Source organism: Mycobacterium sp. ML4, from assembly GCF_054515735.1.
Window position 1 is genome coordinate 12,276 of record NZ_JBTNSY010000031.1, and the last position, 17,661, is coordinate 29,936.

A 17,661-nucleotide genomic window follows, 5' to 3' on the forward strand; every position below is an offset into this window, starting at 1 on the left:
GCCGCTACGTCAGCTGACGGGACCCGCCACCAACGCGTCCAGCGCGTCGTTACCGGCCACGTCCTGACCGACGATCGCCTGCCACAGCTGCCGGTGGTAGCCGACCTCTGCGACCTGGTGGATCTCAACCGGCGGGTTTTCGTCGCCGGGGGCCGGCGGCGGGACATCGGCGGGCGGGGGCGCCGGCTGGAAGCCGGTGTCCACGACCACGGGAGCCGGCGCAGGCAGAACGTCATCGCCGGGGGCGGGAGCCAGGTCGGCGGGCGCCGGGTCGGCCGGAGCGGGAGCCAGGTCGGCGGGAGCCGGAGCCAGGTCGGCGGGAGCCGGAGCCAGGTCGGCGGGAGCCGGAGCCAGGTCGGCGGGAGCCGGAGCAAGCGCGAGGTCGTTGCCGGCGAGCTGCACCTCAGGCGCGGGGGCCTGCGCCGGTGGTGGCGCGTCCGGAATCTGCTCACCGTTGAGTGCGGGAGCGTCCACCGGCTGGTTCAGCGCGGCCGGTTGGGGGTTGCGCGCGCTCGGCCCCGACAGCGGGGTCCCGCATACCGGCCAGGCGCCGCGGCCCTGGGTGGCCAGCACGCGCTCGGCGACGACCAACTGCTGATCCTTGGTGGCCAGCTGGGCCGACGGGGCGAACTCGGTGCCGCCGTGTGAGGCCCAGGTGCCTGCTGCGAACTGCACGCCGCCGTAGAACCCGTTACCGGTATTGATCGCCCAGTTGCCGCCGGACTCGCAGCGGGCAACCGCGTCCCATTCGGCGTCGGTGGCTGCCGCGGCCTGACCGGCCATGGCGAGGCTGCCACCGCCGATGACCGCGCCGGTAAAGGCGATCTTGGCGACGCTGACGCTTGAGGTGGTGGGTTTGCGGTGACGTCCAGTCATACGCTCGGTAATTCCTCTCGGTTACACGCCTGCGAGGTGAGCTGTCGGGTTCGGATGGGAGAGGTCACCCGGCCGCGTCGTTCACCGTTGATACGACGTCGGCTTAACCCCAAGGGGCCGCCAATGGCCCCGGTCCGATCTCGGTGGACCTGGTGGGTCCCCCGCCTCCATCCGCGGGTCGGAATCCCTCGCCTACATGGATGGAGCTAGGCGCGCTGTAGGTCGAAGGAGGGCTCATCTCTCGGTTGGTTGACGAGCCTCCCGAGACGGTAGCGGTTTCCGGCGATCTCGTCACGTGTGCGGCCGATCGGCGTTTTAGTCACACCGACCGTGCAAAACGCCAGGACGGCACTGTGTAACCGCAGCTCATAGCACTCGTCATCGGAGCGTGGCCGCGTTGTTATCGTTCCGTTACGTGAGATAACTCACAGTTTCAACCGCCGGCAAACGGGGGGAGTACGTCAACCGTGTTGCCGGTGGATAACACCGAGGCCTCATCTCGAACGGCAATTCCATCGCGTAGATAAGAGCATCGGCTCAAGATCGTTGCCAGGCGAGTACCCCGATCGGCCAGTTCTTTAACCAGCTCTCCCACGGTGGTGCCGTTTGGCAACGTCACCGTTTCCGACTCGGTACCGGCGGCGGCCCTGGCCGCGGCGAAGTAGCGGACCGTCACCGCGATCTCAGCCACCGATGGCGCTCATCGGGCGGTCGGGCTGGACGAACCCGGGTTCGTTGATCCCGTGGCCGGCGGGCTTGGTCCACATGGCGGCGCGCCAGGCCGACTCGATGACGTCGTCCGCCGCGCCGCCCCGGAGGAGGCCACGCAGGTCGGTCTCTTCGGCCGAGAACAGGCAGCTGCGGATCTGGCCGTCGGCGGTCAGCCGCGTGCGGTCGCACGTCGAGCAGAAGGCGTGCGACACCGACGCGATGACTCCGACCTTGCCGCCGGATGTATTCGGGCCGGGATCGACCAACCACAGCTGCGCCGGCGCCGAGCCGCGTGGTGCCGGGTCCGGTTGGAGACGAAAGTGCGGGCGCAGAGCCGCAAGGATGTCGTCGGCGCTCAGCGCGGCGCCGGGACGCCACTGATGCCCGGCGTCCAGCGGCATCTGCTCGATGACACGCAGCTGGTAGCCGTGCCGCAGGCAGTACCGCAGCAGCTCGACGACGTCGTCGCGGCCGGTGCCAGGATCCAGCACCGCGTTCACCTTCACGGGTCCAAGGCCCGCGGATTGAGCGGCGGCCAGCCCGGCCAGCACGTCATCGAGCCGGTCCCGTCGGGTGATCGCCGCGAAGTGCGCGGGGTCGACGCTGTCCAGCGAGACATTGACCCGGTCCAGCCCGGCCGCGGCCAATCCCGCGGCCCGCCGTGCCAGCCCTACCCCGTTGGTGGTCAACGAGATCTCCGGACGGGGCGTCAGTCCGGCCGCCGAAGCGACCACGTCTTCGAGATGACGGGCCAGCAGCGGTTCGCCCCCGGTGAACCGGACGCTCGTGACGCCCAACCGGGTCACCGCGATACGCAGCAGCCTGGCCAGCTCGTCAAGCTTGAGTAGTTGACCGCCGGGCAGCCAGTCCAGGCCCTCCGCGGGCATGCAGTAGCTGCAGCGCAGGTTGCAGCGGTCCGTGAGCGACACCCGCAGATCGGTGGCGACGCGGCCATAGCTGTCCAGCAGGGGGGCGCCGAGTGGTTCGGCGGCCGTGCCGTGCCGGGGGACCGTCGGAACGCCCAATGCCGTGAGCGTCATGCGGTCACCCGGGTCCGCGAGTCGGCGGAAACGATTTCCTTACCGAGCGGAACCAGCGACACCGGGATCAGCTTAAGGTTCGCCAGGGCCAAGGGAATCCCGATGATCGTGGCGGCCATCGCGATCGCGCTGGCCAGATGGCCTATCGCCAGCCACAGACCGAACAGCAGCACCCAGATGACATTGCCGATCAGTGCGCCGGTCCCGGTACCCGGCTTCTCCACGATAGTTCGACCGAAGGGCCACAGCGCATATGACGCGATGCGCAGCGCCGCGAAACCGAACGGGATGGTCACTATCAGCAGGAAGCAGACGATCGCTGCCAGTAGGTATCCGAGGGCCAGCCAGAGGCCGCCGAAAACCAGCCAGATAACGTTCAGGATCAGGCGCATCTTTCCTCCTGCGGTAACGCAAGCCTACCGACTGCCCGCTAAACCGGGGTGCTCGGTGGTCAGCCATCCGAGTAGGATCTGTGATCGGCATCGCGTCCTGCGCAGTTGGGACGCGTCTTCTATGTGGCATACCAGTGATCCGTCAGACAAGCAGGTGAGAGCAGTGCCGACCGGCAAAGTGAAGTGGTACGACTCCGAGAAGGGGTTCGGCTTCCTGTCGCAGGAGGATGGTGAGGATGTTTACGTCCGCTCCTCGGCGTTGCCCGCGGGTGTCGAGGGTCTCAAGGCGGGACAGAAGGTCGAGTTCGGTATCGCCTCGGGCCGGCGCGGCCCGCAGGCGTTGAGTCTGAAGTTGATCGACCCACCGCCGAGCCTGGCCCGGTCGAGTGCCCGCGCCCGGCGCGAGGTGCCCGCCGAGCACAAGCACAGTCCCGACGAATTGCACGGCATGGTCGAGGACATGATCACCTTGCTGGAAAGCACCGTGCAGCCCGAACTCCGCAAGGGCCGCTACCCGGATCGCAAGACCGCTCGCCAGATCTCCGAGGTCGTCAAGGCGGTTGCCCGGGAGTTCGAGGCCTGACCGGTTTGCCGGTCGCCGAACGTGACGCCAAGGCGATTTCTCGCCCGATTTGCCGCCGTGGCAGCACGTTCGGCGTATCGAAGCCTAGTGTTCTGAGTGCCAGCCCTGCCCGAACCGCCCTGCCGGCCGCTGAGGTCCCCCTGGCCCGGCGGCGCCGTAGCCGCACCGCTTGCTGGGAAGCTCGAGCACCCAGCGGTCGGGACGGGGCGACGGCCGGCCAGACGTTGAGCACGGCGCACAGCCCGCGGGGAAGATTCCGAAGCCGTCGATTGGACATCGGAGCGTCGTAGTATTCGGACAGGCACCGGGTACCCCAAGCCTGATGTCATTCGTAGCGAGGAGGCGGCGATGGCACAGCAAGCGCAGGTCACTGAGGAGCAGGCGAGAGCCCTCGCCGAGGAATCGCGTGAAAGTGGTTGGGATAAGCCATCTTTTGCCAAGGAGCTGTTCCTCGGTCGCTTTCCGTTGGAGCTGATACATCCCTTCCCCAGGCCATCCGATGCCGAGGAGGCTCGCACCAACGCGTTTCTGGAAAAGCTGCGCGAGTTTCTCGAGACCGTCGACGGCAGCGCCATCGAGCGCGCTGACCAGATTCCCGATGAATGTGTGAGGGGCTTGGCCGAATTGGGCTGTTTCGGCTTGAAAATACCGTCCGAGTACGGCGGTTTGAACATGTCGCAAGTGGCGTACAACCGGGTACTGACGATGGTGACGACCGTCCACTCCAGTCTTGGCGCGTTGCTGTCGGCGCATCAGTCGATCGGCGTCCCTGAACCCCTCAAGCTCGCCGGAACCCCGGAACAGAAGCGGAAGTTCTTGCCACGGTGCGCGGCCGGCGCGATATCGGCGTTCCTGCTCACCGAACCGGATGTGGGTTCTGATCCGGCGCGGATGGCCTCGACGGCGACGCCGATTGACGATGGACAGGCTTATGAACTCGAGGGCGTGAAGTTGTGGACCACCAACGGCGTGGTCGCCGAACTGCTGGTGGTCATGGCCCGGGTACCCCGCAGCGACGGGCATCGCGGGGGAATCAGCGCGTTTGTCGTCGAGGCTGATTCACCGGGCATCACCGTGGAGCGACGGAATAAGTTCATGGGACTGCGCGGTCTCGAGAACGGGCTGACCCGGATGCACCGCGTCCGGGTGCCCAGCGAAAACCTGATCGGCCGGGAGGGCGACGGTCTGAAGATCGCGCTGACCACGCTCAACGCCGGACGGCTGTCGTTGCCCGCGGTAGCGACCGGGGTCACCAAACAGTCGCTGAAAATAGCGCGGGAATGGTCCCGCGAACGGGTGCAGTGGGGCAAGCCGGTCGGCAAACATGAAGCGGTCGCCAGCAAGATCTCGTTCATTGCGGCCACCAACTACGCGCTCGATGCGGTGGTCGAGCTGTCCAGTCAGATGGCCGACGAGGGTCGTAACGACATCCGCATCGAGGCCGCGCTGGCCAAACTGTGGTGCAGCGAGATGGCTTGCGTCATCGCCGACGACCTGATGCAGATTCGCGGTGGGCGAGGCTACGAGACTGCCGAATCCCTCGCCGCCCGCGGTGAGCGTGCGGCACCCGTGGAGCAGATGGTTCGGGATCTGCGGATCAATCGCATCTTCGAAGGGTCGAGCGAAATCATGCGGCTGCTCATCGCCCGGGAGGCGGTCGACGCTCACTTGACCGCCACCGGCGATCTCGCGAACCCCAAAGCCGATTTGCGGCAGAAGGCCGCCGCAGCGGCCGACGCCAGCGGGTTCTACGCAAAATGGTTGCCCAAGCTGGTATTTGGTGAAGGCCAACGACCCACGGCTTACCGCGAGTTCGGCGAACTCGCGACACACCTGCGTTTTGTCGAACGCTCCAGCCGCAAGCTGGCCCGAAACACCTTCTATGGGATGGCACGCTGGCAGGCCAAGCTGGAACAAAAGCAGGGATTCCTGGGCCGCATCGTCGATATCGGTGCCGAGCTTTTCGCGATGTCGGCGGTGTGCGTCCGGGCCGAGGCTCAACGGGCCGTGGACCCGACCGTCGGCCAACAGGCATACGAGCTGGCCGATGTGTTCTGCGAGCAAGCGACCCTGCGTGTCGAGGCATTGTTCCACGCGTTGTGGACCAACACCGACAACAGCGATGTACGGCTGACGGACGATGTGCTGCAGGGCCGCTATACCTGGCTGGAAGCAGGAATACTCGATCAGTCAGAGGGAACCGGACCATGGATTTCGCATTGGGAGCCGGGTCCGTCCACCGAGCCCAATCTGGCACGGCGGTTTGTGAAGGCGTCGCCATCGACCGAGGCGAAACTGTAAGGCGGGTCATGGCCTCCTACGTTGCCGGCAAGGGTGAATTCAACCGCGACACCAACTACATCACCACGCGCATCACCGCCGACGGACGCGACGGCTATCCCGTAGAGCCGGGTCGCTACCGGCTGATCGTTGCCCGGGCGTGCCCGTGGGCCAACCGCGCCATCATCGTGCGCAGGTTGTTGGGCCTGGAACCCGTGCTCTCCATTGGCTTCTGCGGACCCACCCATGACGAGCGCAGCTGGACATTCGACCTGGATCCCGGTGGCGTGGACCCGGTTTTGAAGATCCCCAGGTTGCAGGACGCCTACTTCAATCGGGACCCCAACTATCCCAAGGGCATTACCGTCCCGGCGATCGTCGACATCACGACCGGCGCTGTCGTCACCAACGATTTCGCGCAGATCACCCTCGACTTCTCCACGGAATGGACTGCCTACCATCGTTCGGGGGCGCCGCAGCTTTACCCTTCGGAGCTGCGCGCCGAGATCGACGAGGTGAGCAGGCGGATCTATACCGAAATCAATAACGGGGTGTATCGCTGCGGCTTCGCCGGGTCGCAGGAAGCCTACGAAGCGGCATATGACCGCCTGTTCACGGCACTGGACTGGGTGAGTGATCGCCTGACCGACCAGCGATACCTGGTGGGAGACAACATCACCGAGGCCGACGTCCGGTTGTTCACCACGCTGGCCCGCTTCGACCCGGTGTATCACGGACATTTCAAGTGCAATCGGGCCAAGCTGTCGGAGCTGCCGGTACTGTGGGCCTACGCGCGAGACTTGTTCCAGACACCGGGATTCGGCGACACCACCGATTTCGTCCAGATCAAGCAGCACTACTACATCGTGCACTCCGACATCAACCCCACCGGCATCGTGCCCAAGGGTCCGGACCTGCGTACTTGGCTCTCGCCGCACGGTCGAGAAGCGTTGGGAGGCAGGCCTTTCGGTGACGGCACGCCACCCGGGCCGCCGGTCGACGGCGAGCGGGTGCCGGCCGGCCACGGCGCCTGAACCCGGCCCTCAGGTGCCGACCGAGCCCGCGGTGCCGTTGGTGCCGGCCTTACCGCCCGCGCCGCCCACGCCGGACAGACCCGACAGGCCCGGGTTGCCGGTGCCGGAGCCACCGCCCAGGCCGCCGGCGCCGGCGTTGCCGCCCTGACCCCCACCGCCGCCGGTGCCGCCGAGGCCGCCCTGGCCCGGCAATGTGAAAACGTCGGCGCGGCCACCGTCGCCACCGGTTCCGCCGGTTCCGCCGGTGCCCCCGACGCCGCCGTTGCCGCCGATGCCACCCGCCCCGCCGGTGCCGTTGGTCGCCACACCGCCTGCACCGCCGACGCCGCCCGCGCCGCCCGCGCCACCGATACCTCCGCTGCCCCCGGCGCCGCCCTTGCCCGAGATGCCGTTGACGCCGCCGTCGCCGCCGGTGCCGCCATGCCCGCCGACAGCCGCCGCGCCGCCACCTCCGCCCGAGCCGCCGGCCCCGCCTGCGCCGCCGTTGCCGGACACGGTCCCGCCCGCGCCGCCCGCGCCGCCGCTGCCGCCCGCGCCGGCATCGGCACCCGACGTGCCCGTGCCGCCGTTGCCGCCGACGCCGCCTGTCAAGCCGTTGCCGCCGTTGCCGCCGGTTCCTCCGCCAAAGCCGCCGGTTCCGCCGTTTCCGCCGGTGGCGGCATTCCCGGCGTTGCCGCCGTCTCCGCCGGTTCCCCCGCCGGTGCCGCCCCGTCCGCCGCCGCCGCCGTTGCCACCAAGTCCGGTGATGCCGCCGGGTCCGCCGGTACCGCCGGCGCCGCCGGTGCCGCCGCCGCTACCGCCGCCGCCGCCGGTGCCGCCGGCGCCGCCGGTGCCGCTGAAGTGGCCGTCACCGCCGCCGCCGCCCTTACCGCCGGCCGCCGCGACCGAACCGTTGGTGGCCCCGCCATCTCCGCCCGTGCCGCCCTTGCCGCCGTCGGAAGTCTGGAAGATTTGACCGCTGCCGGCGCCCCCGCCATCGCCGCCGGGCTGTGCGGTGGTGCCCATCGCCCCGGGTCCGCCGGGGCCGCCCGCACCGTTGGGGCCGGTGCCGTTGGTGCCCTGTTGGCCTGTCGCTGCGGCTGGGAGGGTCGAGGCAGGCAGTGGCTGCGGGTTCTGGGCTGCCGCGGCAGTCACACCCCTTCCGCCGGCCCCGCCGGCGCCGCCGTTGCCGTTGGTGCCGGCATCGCCGCCCGCACCGCCGGCTCCGCCTGCCCCATTGTTGACGCCGACGACGCCGTTTCCGCCGGCCCCGCCATTGCCGCCGTCCCCGCGCAAGGCCCCGTTGCCGCCGTCGCCGCCATTGCCGCCGTTGCCGCCGCTGGCTCCGCCGGCGCCGCCGTTGCCGCCCTTGCCTGCGAAGCCGCCGTTACTGGCGGTGCCGCCGGTGCCGCCGTTCCCGCCGCGTCCGCCCGAGGTTCCGTTACCGCCGTCGCCGCCGTCACCGGCGGCGCCGGCGACGCCGATAGTGCCGCTGTTGCCGCCATTGCCGCCGCGCCCGCCGTCCCCGTTGTTGGTGATACCGGTTCCGCCGGCCCCGCCGCGGCCGCCGTTACCGGCTTGACCTTCCATGGAGGTGGCGTTGCCGCCGTTGCCGCCCGCCCCGCCGGCTGCATTCAAGACGCCGTCGCCACCCCGGCCGCCGTTGCCGCCGTCGGCGGGAGCGCCGATCGAGCCGGCGTTGCCGCCGTTTCCGCCGTTTCCGCCCGCTCCGTTGCCGGCGAAGTTGCCGCCGGCGCTGTTGCCGCCGTCGCCGCCGCTACCGGCCACCCCGCCGGTGGCGCTGCCGCCGTCGCCGCCGCTGCCGCCGTCGCCGCCGTTGATGCCGTTCCCGCCGTTGCCACCGCGGCCGGCCATGCCGCCGTTTCCGCCGTCGCCACCGTGGCCGCCGTCGCCACCGGCAGCCGCTGCCGGGGTGAAGGCGGAGCCATCGCCGCCGCGCCCGCCGGTGCCTCCGGTGCCGCCAGTTCCGACGGTGCCGGCGTCGCCGCCGTCGCCACCACGGCCTCCGGGGCCGCCGGTGGAACGATCGGTGGAACCGTTGCCCCCGTTGCCCCCGTTGCCGGCGTGGCCGAGCGTCCCCGGTGTGGTGCCGCTGCCGACGCTGCCTGCGTTGCCGCCGTGACCCCCGGCGCCGCCGGCGCCCGCGTTGACACTCAGCACACCGTTGGCCCCGTTGCCGGCGTTGCCGCCGCTACCGGAGTCGCCGGCTTTGCCGCCCTGGGCGCCCGCGTTGCCGCCGTTGCCACCGTTGCCGCCGTCGCCGCCGGCCGAACCGGCGGCGACGCCGTTGGTACCGTTACCTCCGTCGCCGCCGGCACCGCCGTTGCCCACCGATCCGCCGTTGCCGCCGTTGCCGCCGTTCCCGGCCACCGCCCCTTCGGTCGTGGCGGTGAAGCCGGCGCCACCGTGACCACCGTTGCCGACCCCGGTAGGCACGATCGCGGTGGCGCCGTTGGCGCCGGCGGCGCCGCCGAAACCCCCCGTACCGGCGGCGCCGCCCAGCCCAATCGCACCGGCCGCGCCCGGGTTACCGCCGTTGCCGCCGGCAGCGCCGTCGATGCGGACGGCAGTCCCGTCCGCGCCGGCCCCGCCGTTACCGGGTATCCCGCCGGCCCCGCCGGCCCCGCCACCGCCGCCGTCACCGTTGACGCCGGCGCTGCCGATCCCCTGGGCCTGGCCGGCGTTGCCGCCGATTCCGCCGCTGCCGCCGGCGCCGCCGTCACCGCCGTTGGTGCCGTTGCCGCCGGTGCCGTTGCCGGTGCTGAAGTTGCCGGCGGCTCCGTTGCTGCCGTTGGCCCCGGCGCCGCCGTGGCCGCCGGGCCCGCCGAGGCCCCCGTCTCCGCCGTTGCCCCACAATGTGCCGCCCAGGCCGCCTGTACCGCCGTTGCCGCCCGAACTGCCGTGTCCGCCTGAACCGCCACTGGCACCTATGACGCCGGGAGCGCCGGCGCCACCGGCCCCGCCGGCCCCGCCGTGACCCCACCTCGCGGCGTTGCCACCGGCACCGCCGTTGCCGCCAGGGATCAGCGGGTTCAGCGACGCCGCGCCGGGTGCCCCCGGTCCGCCGTCGCCGAAGAAAATGCCACCGTTACCGCCGGCGCCGCCGTGACCACCGGAATTGGGCAGGGCGGCCCCGCCTGCGCCGCCGTTGCCGAACCATCCGGCATCCCCACCGCGACCGGCGGCTGTGGTGGCCGTGGCGGCTGCGCCGGCCCCACCGTTGCCGAACAGCCAGCCCCCATCGGCGCCCTCGCCGCCGTTGACGGCCGCCGCGCCGGCGGTACCGTTGCCGATCAGGCCGCGACCGGTTAGCGCCACGAACGGCGTGTTGATAGCCGGATTCACGATGGCGCCCAGCGGACTCGTGATCCAGGCTTGGCCGAGGTCGTCGATCGGGTCGGCGATGAGGGCCTCGGCCCCGGTGGCTACCGCTGCTTGGAGCCTGGCCAGGGGAGTGGTCTCGGCCGCCGCGGCGCCCAACCCGCGCAACAGACTCCCGTTGGCGACCTCCGCCCTGGCGAACGCACTGCCGGCGGCATTCAACGTCTGGACGAACTGGTTGTGCACCTGCACCAGCTGCGCACCGGCGGCCTCATATCGCTGGCCGTAGGCGCCGAACAGCGACGCGACGGCGGCCGATATCTCGTCACCTGCCGCAGCCGCCAGCGCTGTGGTCGAGGCGCCCGCCGCGGCGTTCGCCGCGCCGATCGTGGAACCGATACCGGCCAAGTCGGCCGCTGCTGCCGTGAGCAGCTCTGGGGAAGTGATCACATACGACACGGTGGGACCTCACATTCATTCGTGCGGCCCATATAACGGCCTTTACAGTAATTAATCAACTGTTTGCATATATTTGCTAGTCGATTGGCCGTTTGAGCCTCCGAGGTTCCAGAGGGCCAGCGCAGGCCCCGATCTCACCGGGTTCCGAGCGGCACCAACGGCCGCGGTCCGAGGATCGGGGATTTAGAGATTTGGTCATGGCTGCTGCCCCTCGTTCCGGTCAGCCCACTGCCACTGGTCAGGCCGTAATCAATCAAGCGTTCATTTAAACGTAACTGCCCCCCGTACGCCGCGTCGGCCTCGGTTACCAGATCAAAAAGTGACGCGTACAGACCATTCCGCGTGCGGAGCTTCGCGCAGCTCACCGTCGTCGACAACCAATGTCAGCAACTGCACCACCACCCCGGTCAGTCGCCCCCGGTGCGGGTCCACGGTGGGTATGGTGACCGCCAGGCGGGTGTTGGGGCGAAAAAAGGTCGTCGCCGTGTTGGTCGGGTCCTCGTAGATCTGCAGTAATCGCCATGGGGCCCGGCCGATGGCCTCGGGCACCGACAGCTGCACCGGAAAACGTTCGCTCACCTGCAATTCTGCCTGCGACTGCGGCGCCTGGCAGTCGTTGAGGTTGAGCACGTTGCAGTACAGGTAGGGACCTACCCGGACGGTGTGCCCGCGGGAGTAGGCGCTGATCTGGGGGAAATGTGGACCCGGATCGCGGGCCAGCAGCCATGCCCCCAGGCCGGCACCCGCAGTCAGCGCCACCACGACTACCGCGACGAGCGCGGCCTTACCACGTTTCACCGGGGCATCACTCCGCTTGACGGGGCGCCGGCCCGCCGGCCTTCCTGCTCGACCATCACTGGCCGGTTACCACCGAGGCCTGGGATCAGCGAGTCGCCGCGGAAGCTGACGATCGTCTGGGCCAGACCCAGAATCAGCAGCGCGCTGACCACTGTGAAACCCACCCATAGTTCGGTGTACACCAGCACTCCGATCGCACCGCCCAGCACCCAGGCAAGTTGCAGGGTGGACTCCGACCGGCCGAAGCCGGAGGCGCGGGACTCTTCGGGGAGGTCGTCCTGCAGAGAGGCGTCCAGGGATGCCTTGGCGATGGCGCTGGAGCCCGAGGTGATCAAGGTTGCGACGGCCGCGACGATCAGGTTCCCGGCGACCGCCGCGGCGATCGCGACGGCAGTTACCGCCAGCGTGCACCGCACCACCAGCACGGCGGGCCGACCCAGTTCCAGGCGCGCGCTGGTGAAATTGCCGGCAAAGTTGCCGATCGCGGCAGCCGCTCCGATCATCCCGAGCATGGCCAGCTGCACCCATCCGTCGGCATCGTGCGCTTTCGCGACGAAGGCCGGGTAGAGAAACAGGAAGCCGACCATCACCTTGATGGTGCAATTACCCCACAGCGACGTGATGATGTTGCGGCCCAACGGCTGTCGCAGCTTGCCGCCGGCTTTTCTGCTTTCGCCGGGCCAGCTGCGGTGCAGCGGATCGCTGTAGCGGTGATAGCTCAGCGTGGCCGGCACCTCGCCCGCGGTCACCTCAACCCAGCTCGGAATCCGCATGGAGAGCAGGGCGCCGACGATGGTGATGCCCACCACCACGAACAGGGCACCCGGCATCTTGAACAGGTGGGTGCAAGCGAATTCGACACCCGCGGCTACTGCGCCGCCCGCAATGGTGCCGCCGAGCAGGCCGAATACCGTCAAACGTGAGTTGACCCGGACCAGGTCAATGGTCGGCGGCATGACTCGCGGGGTCACCGCGCTGCGTAGCACACTGAACGACTTGGAGAACACCATCATGGCCAGCGCGCACGGATACAGCACCCACGGCGGGAAGCTGCCGCTGGCACCGTCGTAGTTCATGATCAGCAGCAATGCCAGCGCCGTGCGCAGTGTGAACGACAACGCCAGCGCGACGCGCCGTCCGTGTTGCAGTCTGTCCAGTGCGGGACCGATCAGCGGCGCGATAACTGCGAACGGTGCGATGGTGATCAATAAATAGAGCGCGACCTTGGATTTGCTCTCCCCGCTGGCCGCCGCGAAGAACAACGTGTTGGCCAGGGCCACCGCCATGGCGGAGTCGACGGCGAAGTTAGCCATTACGGGCCAGGTCAGCGCAGTGAGCCCGGACTTGTCGGCGCCGTCGGCGGTGGCGGCCCGCTGCACCATCCAATACATCCGGGATCCCATTTCGCGGCTGCGCATCGCGGCGGCACGAGTGACGGTGATCCGCTCACCATCGCCAGGACCACGCGGCGATTCGGGCTCGCTGCCGCGATCCGATGCCGGTTCGTGGTCCAGTGGCGGCAGGTAGCGGTTGGCGCTGGGCATCGGTGGTGGACGGCGCGACCTGCGATAGTCGGCTCCGTCGGCAGAATAGTCGGCCGGGTAATTGGCCATACCCGGGTGTTGATTCCCCGATCGGGTCCGGCGGCCCGGAGGTGGGGCCATCCGGCCCGCATCATCTCCTCGCCGTCCGGACACCATTCAATTCTGTCCTATGCGGCGCCGCTCCGGAGGAAACCGGTGTGGCTGGGCCATCGTGTCTTCCGGCAGTATTGGGGGCGCACGACAGAAGGGCATGATCGAGGTGACATTAAGGTGACACTGTGACCGGACCCAGCGGGGAATCCTCCGTAACGACCGTGACCGAATGGCCCGAGGACCTCGCGGGGCTGCTGACGGGTGCGGCTGAGCAGGCCAGGACCGCAGTCGCTGAGTTCAGCGGGGCGGACGCCGTCGGGGAGTACCTGGGTGTCAGCTACGAGGACCCGAACGCCGCCACCCACCGTTTCCTGGCGCATGTTCCCGGCTACCAGGGCTGGCAATGGGCCGTCGTCGTGGCCGGCTACGCGGGTGCCGACCACCCTACGATCAGCGAGGTGGTGCTGATTCCGGGTCCGACAGCCCTGCTGGCGCCGCGCTGGGTTCCCTGGGAGCAGCGGGTGCGACCGGGTGATCTGAGTCCCGGGGACCTGCTGGCGCCGGCCAAGGATGATCCTCGCCTGGTCCCGGGCTACAGCGCCAGCGGTGATCCGTACGTGGACGAGGTCGCGGTGGAACTGGGTTTGGGCCGGCGCTGGGTGATGAGCGCGTGGGGCCGCGCCGGCGCCGCGGAGCGCTGGCACGACGGCGACTACGGACCTGACACCGCGATGTCGCGCGCGACCAAGCGTGTGTGCCGCGACTGCGGCTTCTTCTTGCCGCTTGCCGGATCACTCGGCGAGATGTTCGGTGTCTGCGCCAACGAACTGTCCGCCGACGGCCACGTAGTGGACAAGTTCTACGGCTGCGGTGCGCACTCGGACACTCCCGCCCCGGCCGGTGCCGGCTCACCGATGTACGAGCCCTACGACGACGGCGTGCTGGACGTTGTGGAGAAGCCTGTCGCGGCGACCGTTGAGGTTGGCGAGCCCGAAGAGCCCGAAGAGCCCGACGAGCCCAAAGGGCCTGAGGGACGTCAAGAGGCCGAAGAGTCCGCCGGACCCGACCATCCGGACGAGCCCAAAGGGCCTGAGGGACGTCAAGAGGCCGAAGAGTCCGCCGGACCCGACCATCCGGACGAGCCCGCCCAGACGGCCGAGTCGTCGGTGCAGGATTCCTAACGTTTCTCGGCCGCGGCCTTGATCCTGGCCAGCGAGGCGTTCATGCCTTCGACTAGTTCCCGCTCGAAGCTGGCGGTCCCGCCAAGGAGAGCATTCACGGTCATGTTGGAGACCGCGCTGGTGCCGTTTTCGGCGTGGCGACTCTCGGTCACCCGGGTGCCCTCGCCATGCGGCTCGAGTTCATAGCTCCAAATGGTGCGGTTGACGTCGATCTTGAAGGCGAGCTTCTTCTCCGGAATGACCTCGACGACTGTGGAGGTCGTAGGCCAGAACAGCCGGTTGCGCCGGTTGATATTCAGCGTGCGGGTGCCATTGCGCAGCGGACCGAATTGCCGCATCCACCGGCACTGCGGGCTCCATTGGGGCATTCGCCGGAAATCGGAAATCAACTCCCACACTTTTGACGGCGGCGCATCGATGTCGATCGATGCCTGCAACAGCGGAGCTGCCATGCGTCCTCCTAAGACGTCTATTCCTGATCGAGGAGTGTTTCGAGTCCCGCCTGCGCACCGCGAGCACCGCGGCGGGCAGCCGCAAGCTGCCACACGAAGATGCTGGTGCCCAAGATCCCCACCCCGAGCCCGGCGACGGCCACCGGACGCCACGATTCGAGGCCGTGAACGAGGAATGCGACAGCTGCGGCGACCAGCCAGCCCAGCGCTCCGACCAGGATGATCGGCCATACCGCCAGCAACGCCGGTGGCAGCGGGGGCGGTTCGGGGGCGGGCTGGTCAGTCATGTCGCGTTCAACATAACCCGGCGCGCTTACGGTTCGTCGTTTCGCATACCCGTCTCTTGCGTTCCGTTGTAACCTCGCGCTGTGCCTGACAGCGATGCGCGGTTGGCTGCGGACTTGTCGTTGGCAGTCATGCGGCTGGCTCGGCAACTCCGGTTCCACAACGCGTCGTCGCCCATCTCGCTGACCCAGCTCTCGGCACTGACCACTTTGGCCAACGAGGGTGCGATGACTCCGGGAGCGTTGGCGATCCGGGAACGGGTTCGCCCGCCGTCGATGACGCGAGTGATCGCGTCCCTGGCTGACGAAGGCCTGGTGGACCGCGCCCCGCACCCCGTCGACGGCCGGCAGGTGCTGGTCTCGGTCTCTGAAACCGGCGCCGAGTTGGTCAGAGCCGCCCGGCGAGCGCGGCAGGAGTGGCTGGCCGAGCGCCTTGCGACCCTCGACGACGAACAGCGTGACACCCTGCGCAACGCCTCCGATCTGATCTCGGCGCTGGTCGACGAAAGCCCGTGACCGCACCGGACATCGACATCCAGGACGTCACCGATCCCGACGACCCACGCCTCGACGATTTCCGCGATCTGAACAGCGTCGACCGCCGTCCCGACCTGCCGTCGGGCAAGGGTTTGGTGATCGCCGAAGGTGTGCTGGTGGTGCAGCGCATGCTTGCGTCGCGGTTCACCCCGCGCGCCCTGCTGGGAACCGACCGCAGACTGGCGGAGCTAGCTGACGACCTGGCCGGTATCCCGGCACCCTATTACCGGGCGTCCGCCGAGGTGATGGCATGCGTCGTCGGATTCCATCTCAATCGTGGGGTGTTGGCCAGCGCCAGCCGGGTTGCCGAACCCGACGTCGGCCAGGTGGTCGACGGTGCGCGCACCGTCGCGGTGCTCGAAGGCGTCAACGACCACGAGAATCTGGGCTCCATCTTTCGCAGTTCAGCAGGCCTGGGGGTGGACGCAGTCATCTTCGGCAGTGGCTGCGCTGACCCGCTTTACCGTCGCGCAGTGCGGGTCTCCATGGGCCACGCGCTGCTGGTGCCCTACGCCCGGGCCACCGACTGGCCCGCCGAACTGGTGCGACTGCGCGAGCGCGGCTTCCGGCTATTGGCGATGACGCCACAGAGCGACGCGCGTAACCTGCGGGAAGCGATGGCAGGAGTGCACGATGATCGGGTTGCGCTGCTGGTGGGTGCTGAGGGGCCGGGGCTGACGCCGGCCGCCCTGCGCCTCAGCGACATTCGGGTGCGGATTCCGATGTCGCGCGGCACCGACTCGCTCAATGTGGCGACGGCGGCCGCGGTCGCGTTCTATGAGCGGGCCTCGGGCTAGGCTCGCGACGTGAACGATGAGTCCGTGCCCTGGGCAACGGGTTTGGCGGTGGCCGGTTTCGTCGCGGCCGTAACCGGGGCTGCGATAGTGGTGCTCAGCCTCGGGCTGATCCGGGTGCATCCGCTGTTGGCCATAGGGCTCAACCTGGTGGCGGTAGGGGGACTGGCACCCACGGTGTGGGGCTGGCGGCACAAGCTGGTGCTGCGGTGGTTCGTGCTGGGGGCGGCGGCCGGCGTACTCGGGGCGTGGCTGTCGTTACTGGCGATGACGCTGCTAGGCCGCTAACGCCCGCTGGAGCGGACGCCGAGCAGCACGTCCTCCCAGGCCGGGATGGCCGGCTTGCCACGTCGGCTACCGGTTGGCTGTTCGCCGGAGGGGGTCGGTGCGCCGGGCTGCGTCGGCGGCGCGGCGGGTTGTGCGGGGCTCGCAGGCGCATCGGCGTCGAAGGCGAGGTGCGCCACCGGTGCAAGCTGCCGCGGCTTGAAGTCCGGGTCGATGAGTTCGCTGGCCGCGTCGTCGATGGCGGTCACGGTGCCGCCGTGCGCTCCGGGTGTGAAACGGAAATGCGCCACGTTGTCCGAGCGGCCGGCCTGCCACCCCAGCTGCACGGTCCAGCGGCAGTCCTCGTTGCGCCAGGCGTCCCAGGTGAGTTTCTCCGGGCTCAGGCCCCGGGTCACCAGCGCCGCAGTCACTGTCTCCAGCAAGCTGAGCACCGCGGGGCCGTCGGCCAGCACCGGATGCGCGGCGGTTGCCAGCTCGGCCGCACGAAACCGCTCCAGTAAGACCGGGTTGGCGAACCGTTGGATGCGCGCGACGTCTGACCCAGACGCAGCGGCCACCTGTTCGACTGACGCCCCGGCGCGGATCCGGGATTGAATCTCTTTGGGGCTCAACATGTTTGTCACGACAATGTCCAGCGCGGGCTGCTCGGGGGGTATCGGCTCACCGTCCAGCACCGCCCGCAGGCGCTCGTCGGCGGGCAGTCGGAACTTCTCGGCCGAGCCGGCACCTTCGCAGAGGACGTATTTGCCGTCGGGGTCGAGCCCAACCACTTTGAGTTCCCGCATGGCTTCTCCTCGCAGACTCCGTGCAGGTCAGCAACGGAATCGTTACGTGCGAACTCTAGTGCAGCGAACTCCGCTAACCCGGTACTGACACGCTGGATGGTTGCTCCGGTGCTAGGCCGGACTGCCCTGCTCCTCAGCGGGCCCAGCCGGCCCGCATCGTCGCAGCGCTAGGCCGGACTGCCCTGCTCCTCAGCGGGCCCAGCCGGCCCGCA

At 69.0% G+C, this 17,661-nt stretch carries 16 protein-coding genes, 1 pseudogene and 1 riboswitch; of the genes and pseudogenes, 7 read left to right on the forward strand and 10 right to left on the reverse strand.

Going from position 1 to position 17,661, the window contains the following annotated elements:
* Positions 1-9: 9 nt before the first annotated feature.
* The 4 genes from ACX9NE_RS25870 to ACX9NE_RS25885 all read right to left on the reverse strand — a co-directional run bounded on the left by ACX9NE_RS25870 (position 10) and on the right by ACX9NE_RS25885 (position 3,019).
* Positions 10-876, reverse strand: a complete 867-nt coding sequence (locus ACX9NE_RS25870) for a transglycosylase family protein (RefSeq protein WP_459377742.1) — start codon at positions 874-876, stop codon at positions 10-12.
* 9 nt (positions 877-885) lie between these two features.
* A riboswitch (cyclic di-AMP (ydaO/yuaA leader) is annotated at positions 886-1,070 on the reverse strand.
* Between the two features lie 239 nt (positions 1,071-1,309).
* The gene (locus ACX9NE_RS25875; RefSeq protein ID WP_459364782.1) at positions 1,310-1,567 is read right to left on the reverse strand and encodes a MoaD/ThiS family protein; all 258 of its coding nucleotides are present in this window, start codon (positions 1,565-1,567) and stop codon (positions 1,310-1,312) included.
* Positions 1,560-2,627 (reverse strand): GTP 3',8-cyclase MoaA, encoded by a 1,068-nt coding sequence (gene moaA, locus ACX9NE_RS25880; protein WP_459364781.1) that lies wholly within the window; start codon positions 2,625-2,627, stop codon positions 1,560-1,562. Before moaA ends, ACX9NE_RS25875 begins: the two co-directional genes overlap by 8 nt.
* Positions 2,624-3,019, reverse strand: a complete 396-nt coding sequence (locus tag ACX9NE_RS25885; protein ID WP_459364780.1) for a YccF domain-containing protein — start codon at positions 3,017-3,019, stop codon at positions 2,624-2,626. Before ACX9NE_RS25885 ends, moaA begins: the two co-directional genes overlap by 4 nt.
* Positions 3,020-3,182: 163 nt before the next feature.
* Between ACX9NE_RS25885 and ACX9NE_RS25890 the strand changes: the two genes are divergently transcribed.
* From ACX9NE_RS25890 to ACX9NE_RS25900, 3 genes are all read left to right on the forward strand, one after another.
* Positions 3,183-3,602 (forward strand): cold-shock protein, encoded by a 420-nt coding sequence (locus tag ACX9NE_RS25890; protein ID WP_459364779.1) that lies wholly within the window; start codon positions 3,183-3,185, stop codon positions 3,600-3,602.
* Between the two features lie 348 nt (positions 3,603-3,950).
* Entirely contained in the window at positions 3,951-5,903 is a 1,953-nt protein-coding gene (locus ACX9NE_RS25895; RefSeq protein WP_459364778.1) for an acyl-CoA dehydrogenase family protein, read from the forward strand.
* An 8-nt stretch (positions 5,904-5,911) separates the two neighbouring features.
* Positions 5,912-6,916, forward strand: coding sequence for a glutathione S-transferase family protein (locus ACX9NE_RS25900; protein ID WP_459364777.1), 1,005 nt, complete (start codon positions 5,912-5,914; stop codon positions 6,914-6,916).
* Between the two features lie 9 nt (positions 6,917-6,925).
* Here the strand turns inward: ACX9NE_RS25900 and ACX9NE_RS25905 are convergent, their stop codons facing one another.
* From ACX9NE_RS25905 to ACX9NE_RS25915, 3 genes are all read right to left on the reverse strand, one after another.
* On the reverse strand, positions 6,926-10,696 hold the full coding sequence (locus ACX9NE_RS25905; protein WP_459364776.1) for a PE family protein: 3,771 nt from the start codon (positions 10,694-10,696) through the stop codon (positions 6,926-6,928).
* 312 nt (positions 10,697-11,008) lie between these two features.
* A complete protein-coding gene (locus ACX9NE_RS25910; RefSeq protein WP_459364775.1) occupies positions 11,009-11,494 on the reverse strand; it encodes a DUF2771 domain-containing protein in 486 nt (161 codons plus the stop codon).
* Positions 11,491-13,158 carry an MFS transporter gene (locus tag ACX9NE_RS25915; RefSeq protein WP_459364785.1) on the reverse strand — a complete coding sequence of 556 codons (1,668 nt, stop codon included), beginning with the start codon at positions 13,156-13,158 and terminating at the stop codon, positions 11,491-11,493. The genes ACX9NE_RS25910 and ACX9NE_RS25915 overlap by 4 nt, the downstream gene beginning before the upstream one ends.
* Positions 13,159-13,316: 158 nt before the next feature.
* Here ACX9NE_RS25915 and ACX9NE_RS25920 point away from each other — a divergent pair.
* A pseudogene (locus tag ACX9NE_RS25920) lies at positions 13,317-14,093 on the forward strand (DUF3027 domain-containing protein); the annotation flags it as partial.
* 215 nt (positions 14,094-14,308) lie between these two features.
* Here the strand turns inward: ACX9NE_RS25920 and ACX9NE_RS25925 are convergent.
* The gene (locus ACX9NE_RS25925) at positions 14,309-14,764 is read right to left on the reverse strand and encodes an SRPBCC family protein (RefSeq protein WP_459364774.1); all 456 of its coding nucleotides are present in this window, start codon (positions 14,762-14,764) and stop codon (positions 14,309-14,311) included.
* Positions 14,765-14,781: 17 nt separating this feature from the next.
* Complete coding sequence (locus ACX9NE_RS25930; protein WP_459364773.1) at positions 14,782-15,051, reverse strand: DUF2530 domain-containing protein; 270 nt, start codon at positions 15,049-15,051, stop codon at positions 14,782-14,784.
* Positions 15,052-15,132: 81 nt separating this feature from the next.
* Here ACX9NE_RS25930 and ACX9NE_RS25935 point away from each other — a divergent pair, with 81 nt between their 5' ends.
* Genes ACX9NE_RS25935 through ACX9NE_RS25945 form a run of 3 tightly spaced genes read left to right on the forward strand, consistent with a single transcriptional unit; the run spans position 15,133 to position 16,667 of the window.
* The gene (locus ACX9NE_RS25935) at positions 15,133-15,564 is read left to right on the forward strand and encodes an Rv0880 family HTH-type transcriptional regulator (RefSeq protein ID WP_459364772.1); all 432 of its coding nucleotides are present in this window, start codon (positions 15,133-15,135) and stop codon (positions 15,562-15,564) included.
* Positions 15,561-16,382 (forward strand): TrmH family RNA methyltransferase, encoded by an 822-nt coding sequence (locus tag ACX9NE_RS25940; protein ID WP_459364771.1) that lies wholly within the window; start codon positions 15,561-15,563, stop codon positions 16,380-16,382. Before ACX9NE_RS25935 ends, ACX9NE_RS25940 begins: the two co-directional genes overlap by 4 nt.
* 9 nt (positions 16,383-16,391) lie before the next feature.
* Positions 16,392-16,667, forward strand: a complete 276-nt coding sequence (locus tag ACX9NE_RS25945; protein ID WP_459364770.1) for a DUF2537 domain-containing protein — start codon at positions 16,392-16,394, stop codon at positions 16,665-16,667.
* Here ACX9NE_RS25945 and sepH read toward each other — a convergent pair.
* A complete protein-coding gene (sepH, locus tag ACX9NE_RS25950) occupies positions 16,664-17,449 on the reverse strand; it encodes a septation protein SepH (protein ID WP_459364769.1) in 786 nt (261 codons plus the stop codon). The two genes, ACX9NE_RS25945 and sepH, sit on opposite strands and share 4 nt — an antisense overlap.
* Positions 17,450-17,661 lie beyond the last annotated feature (212 nt).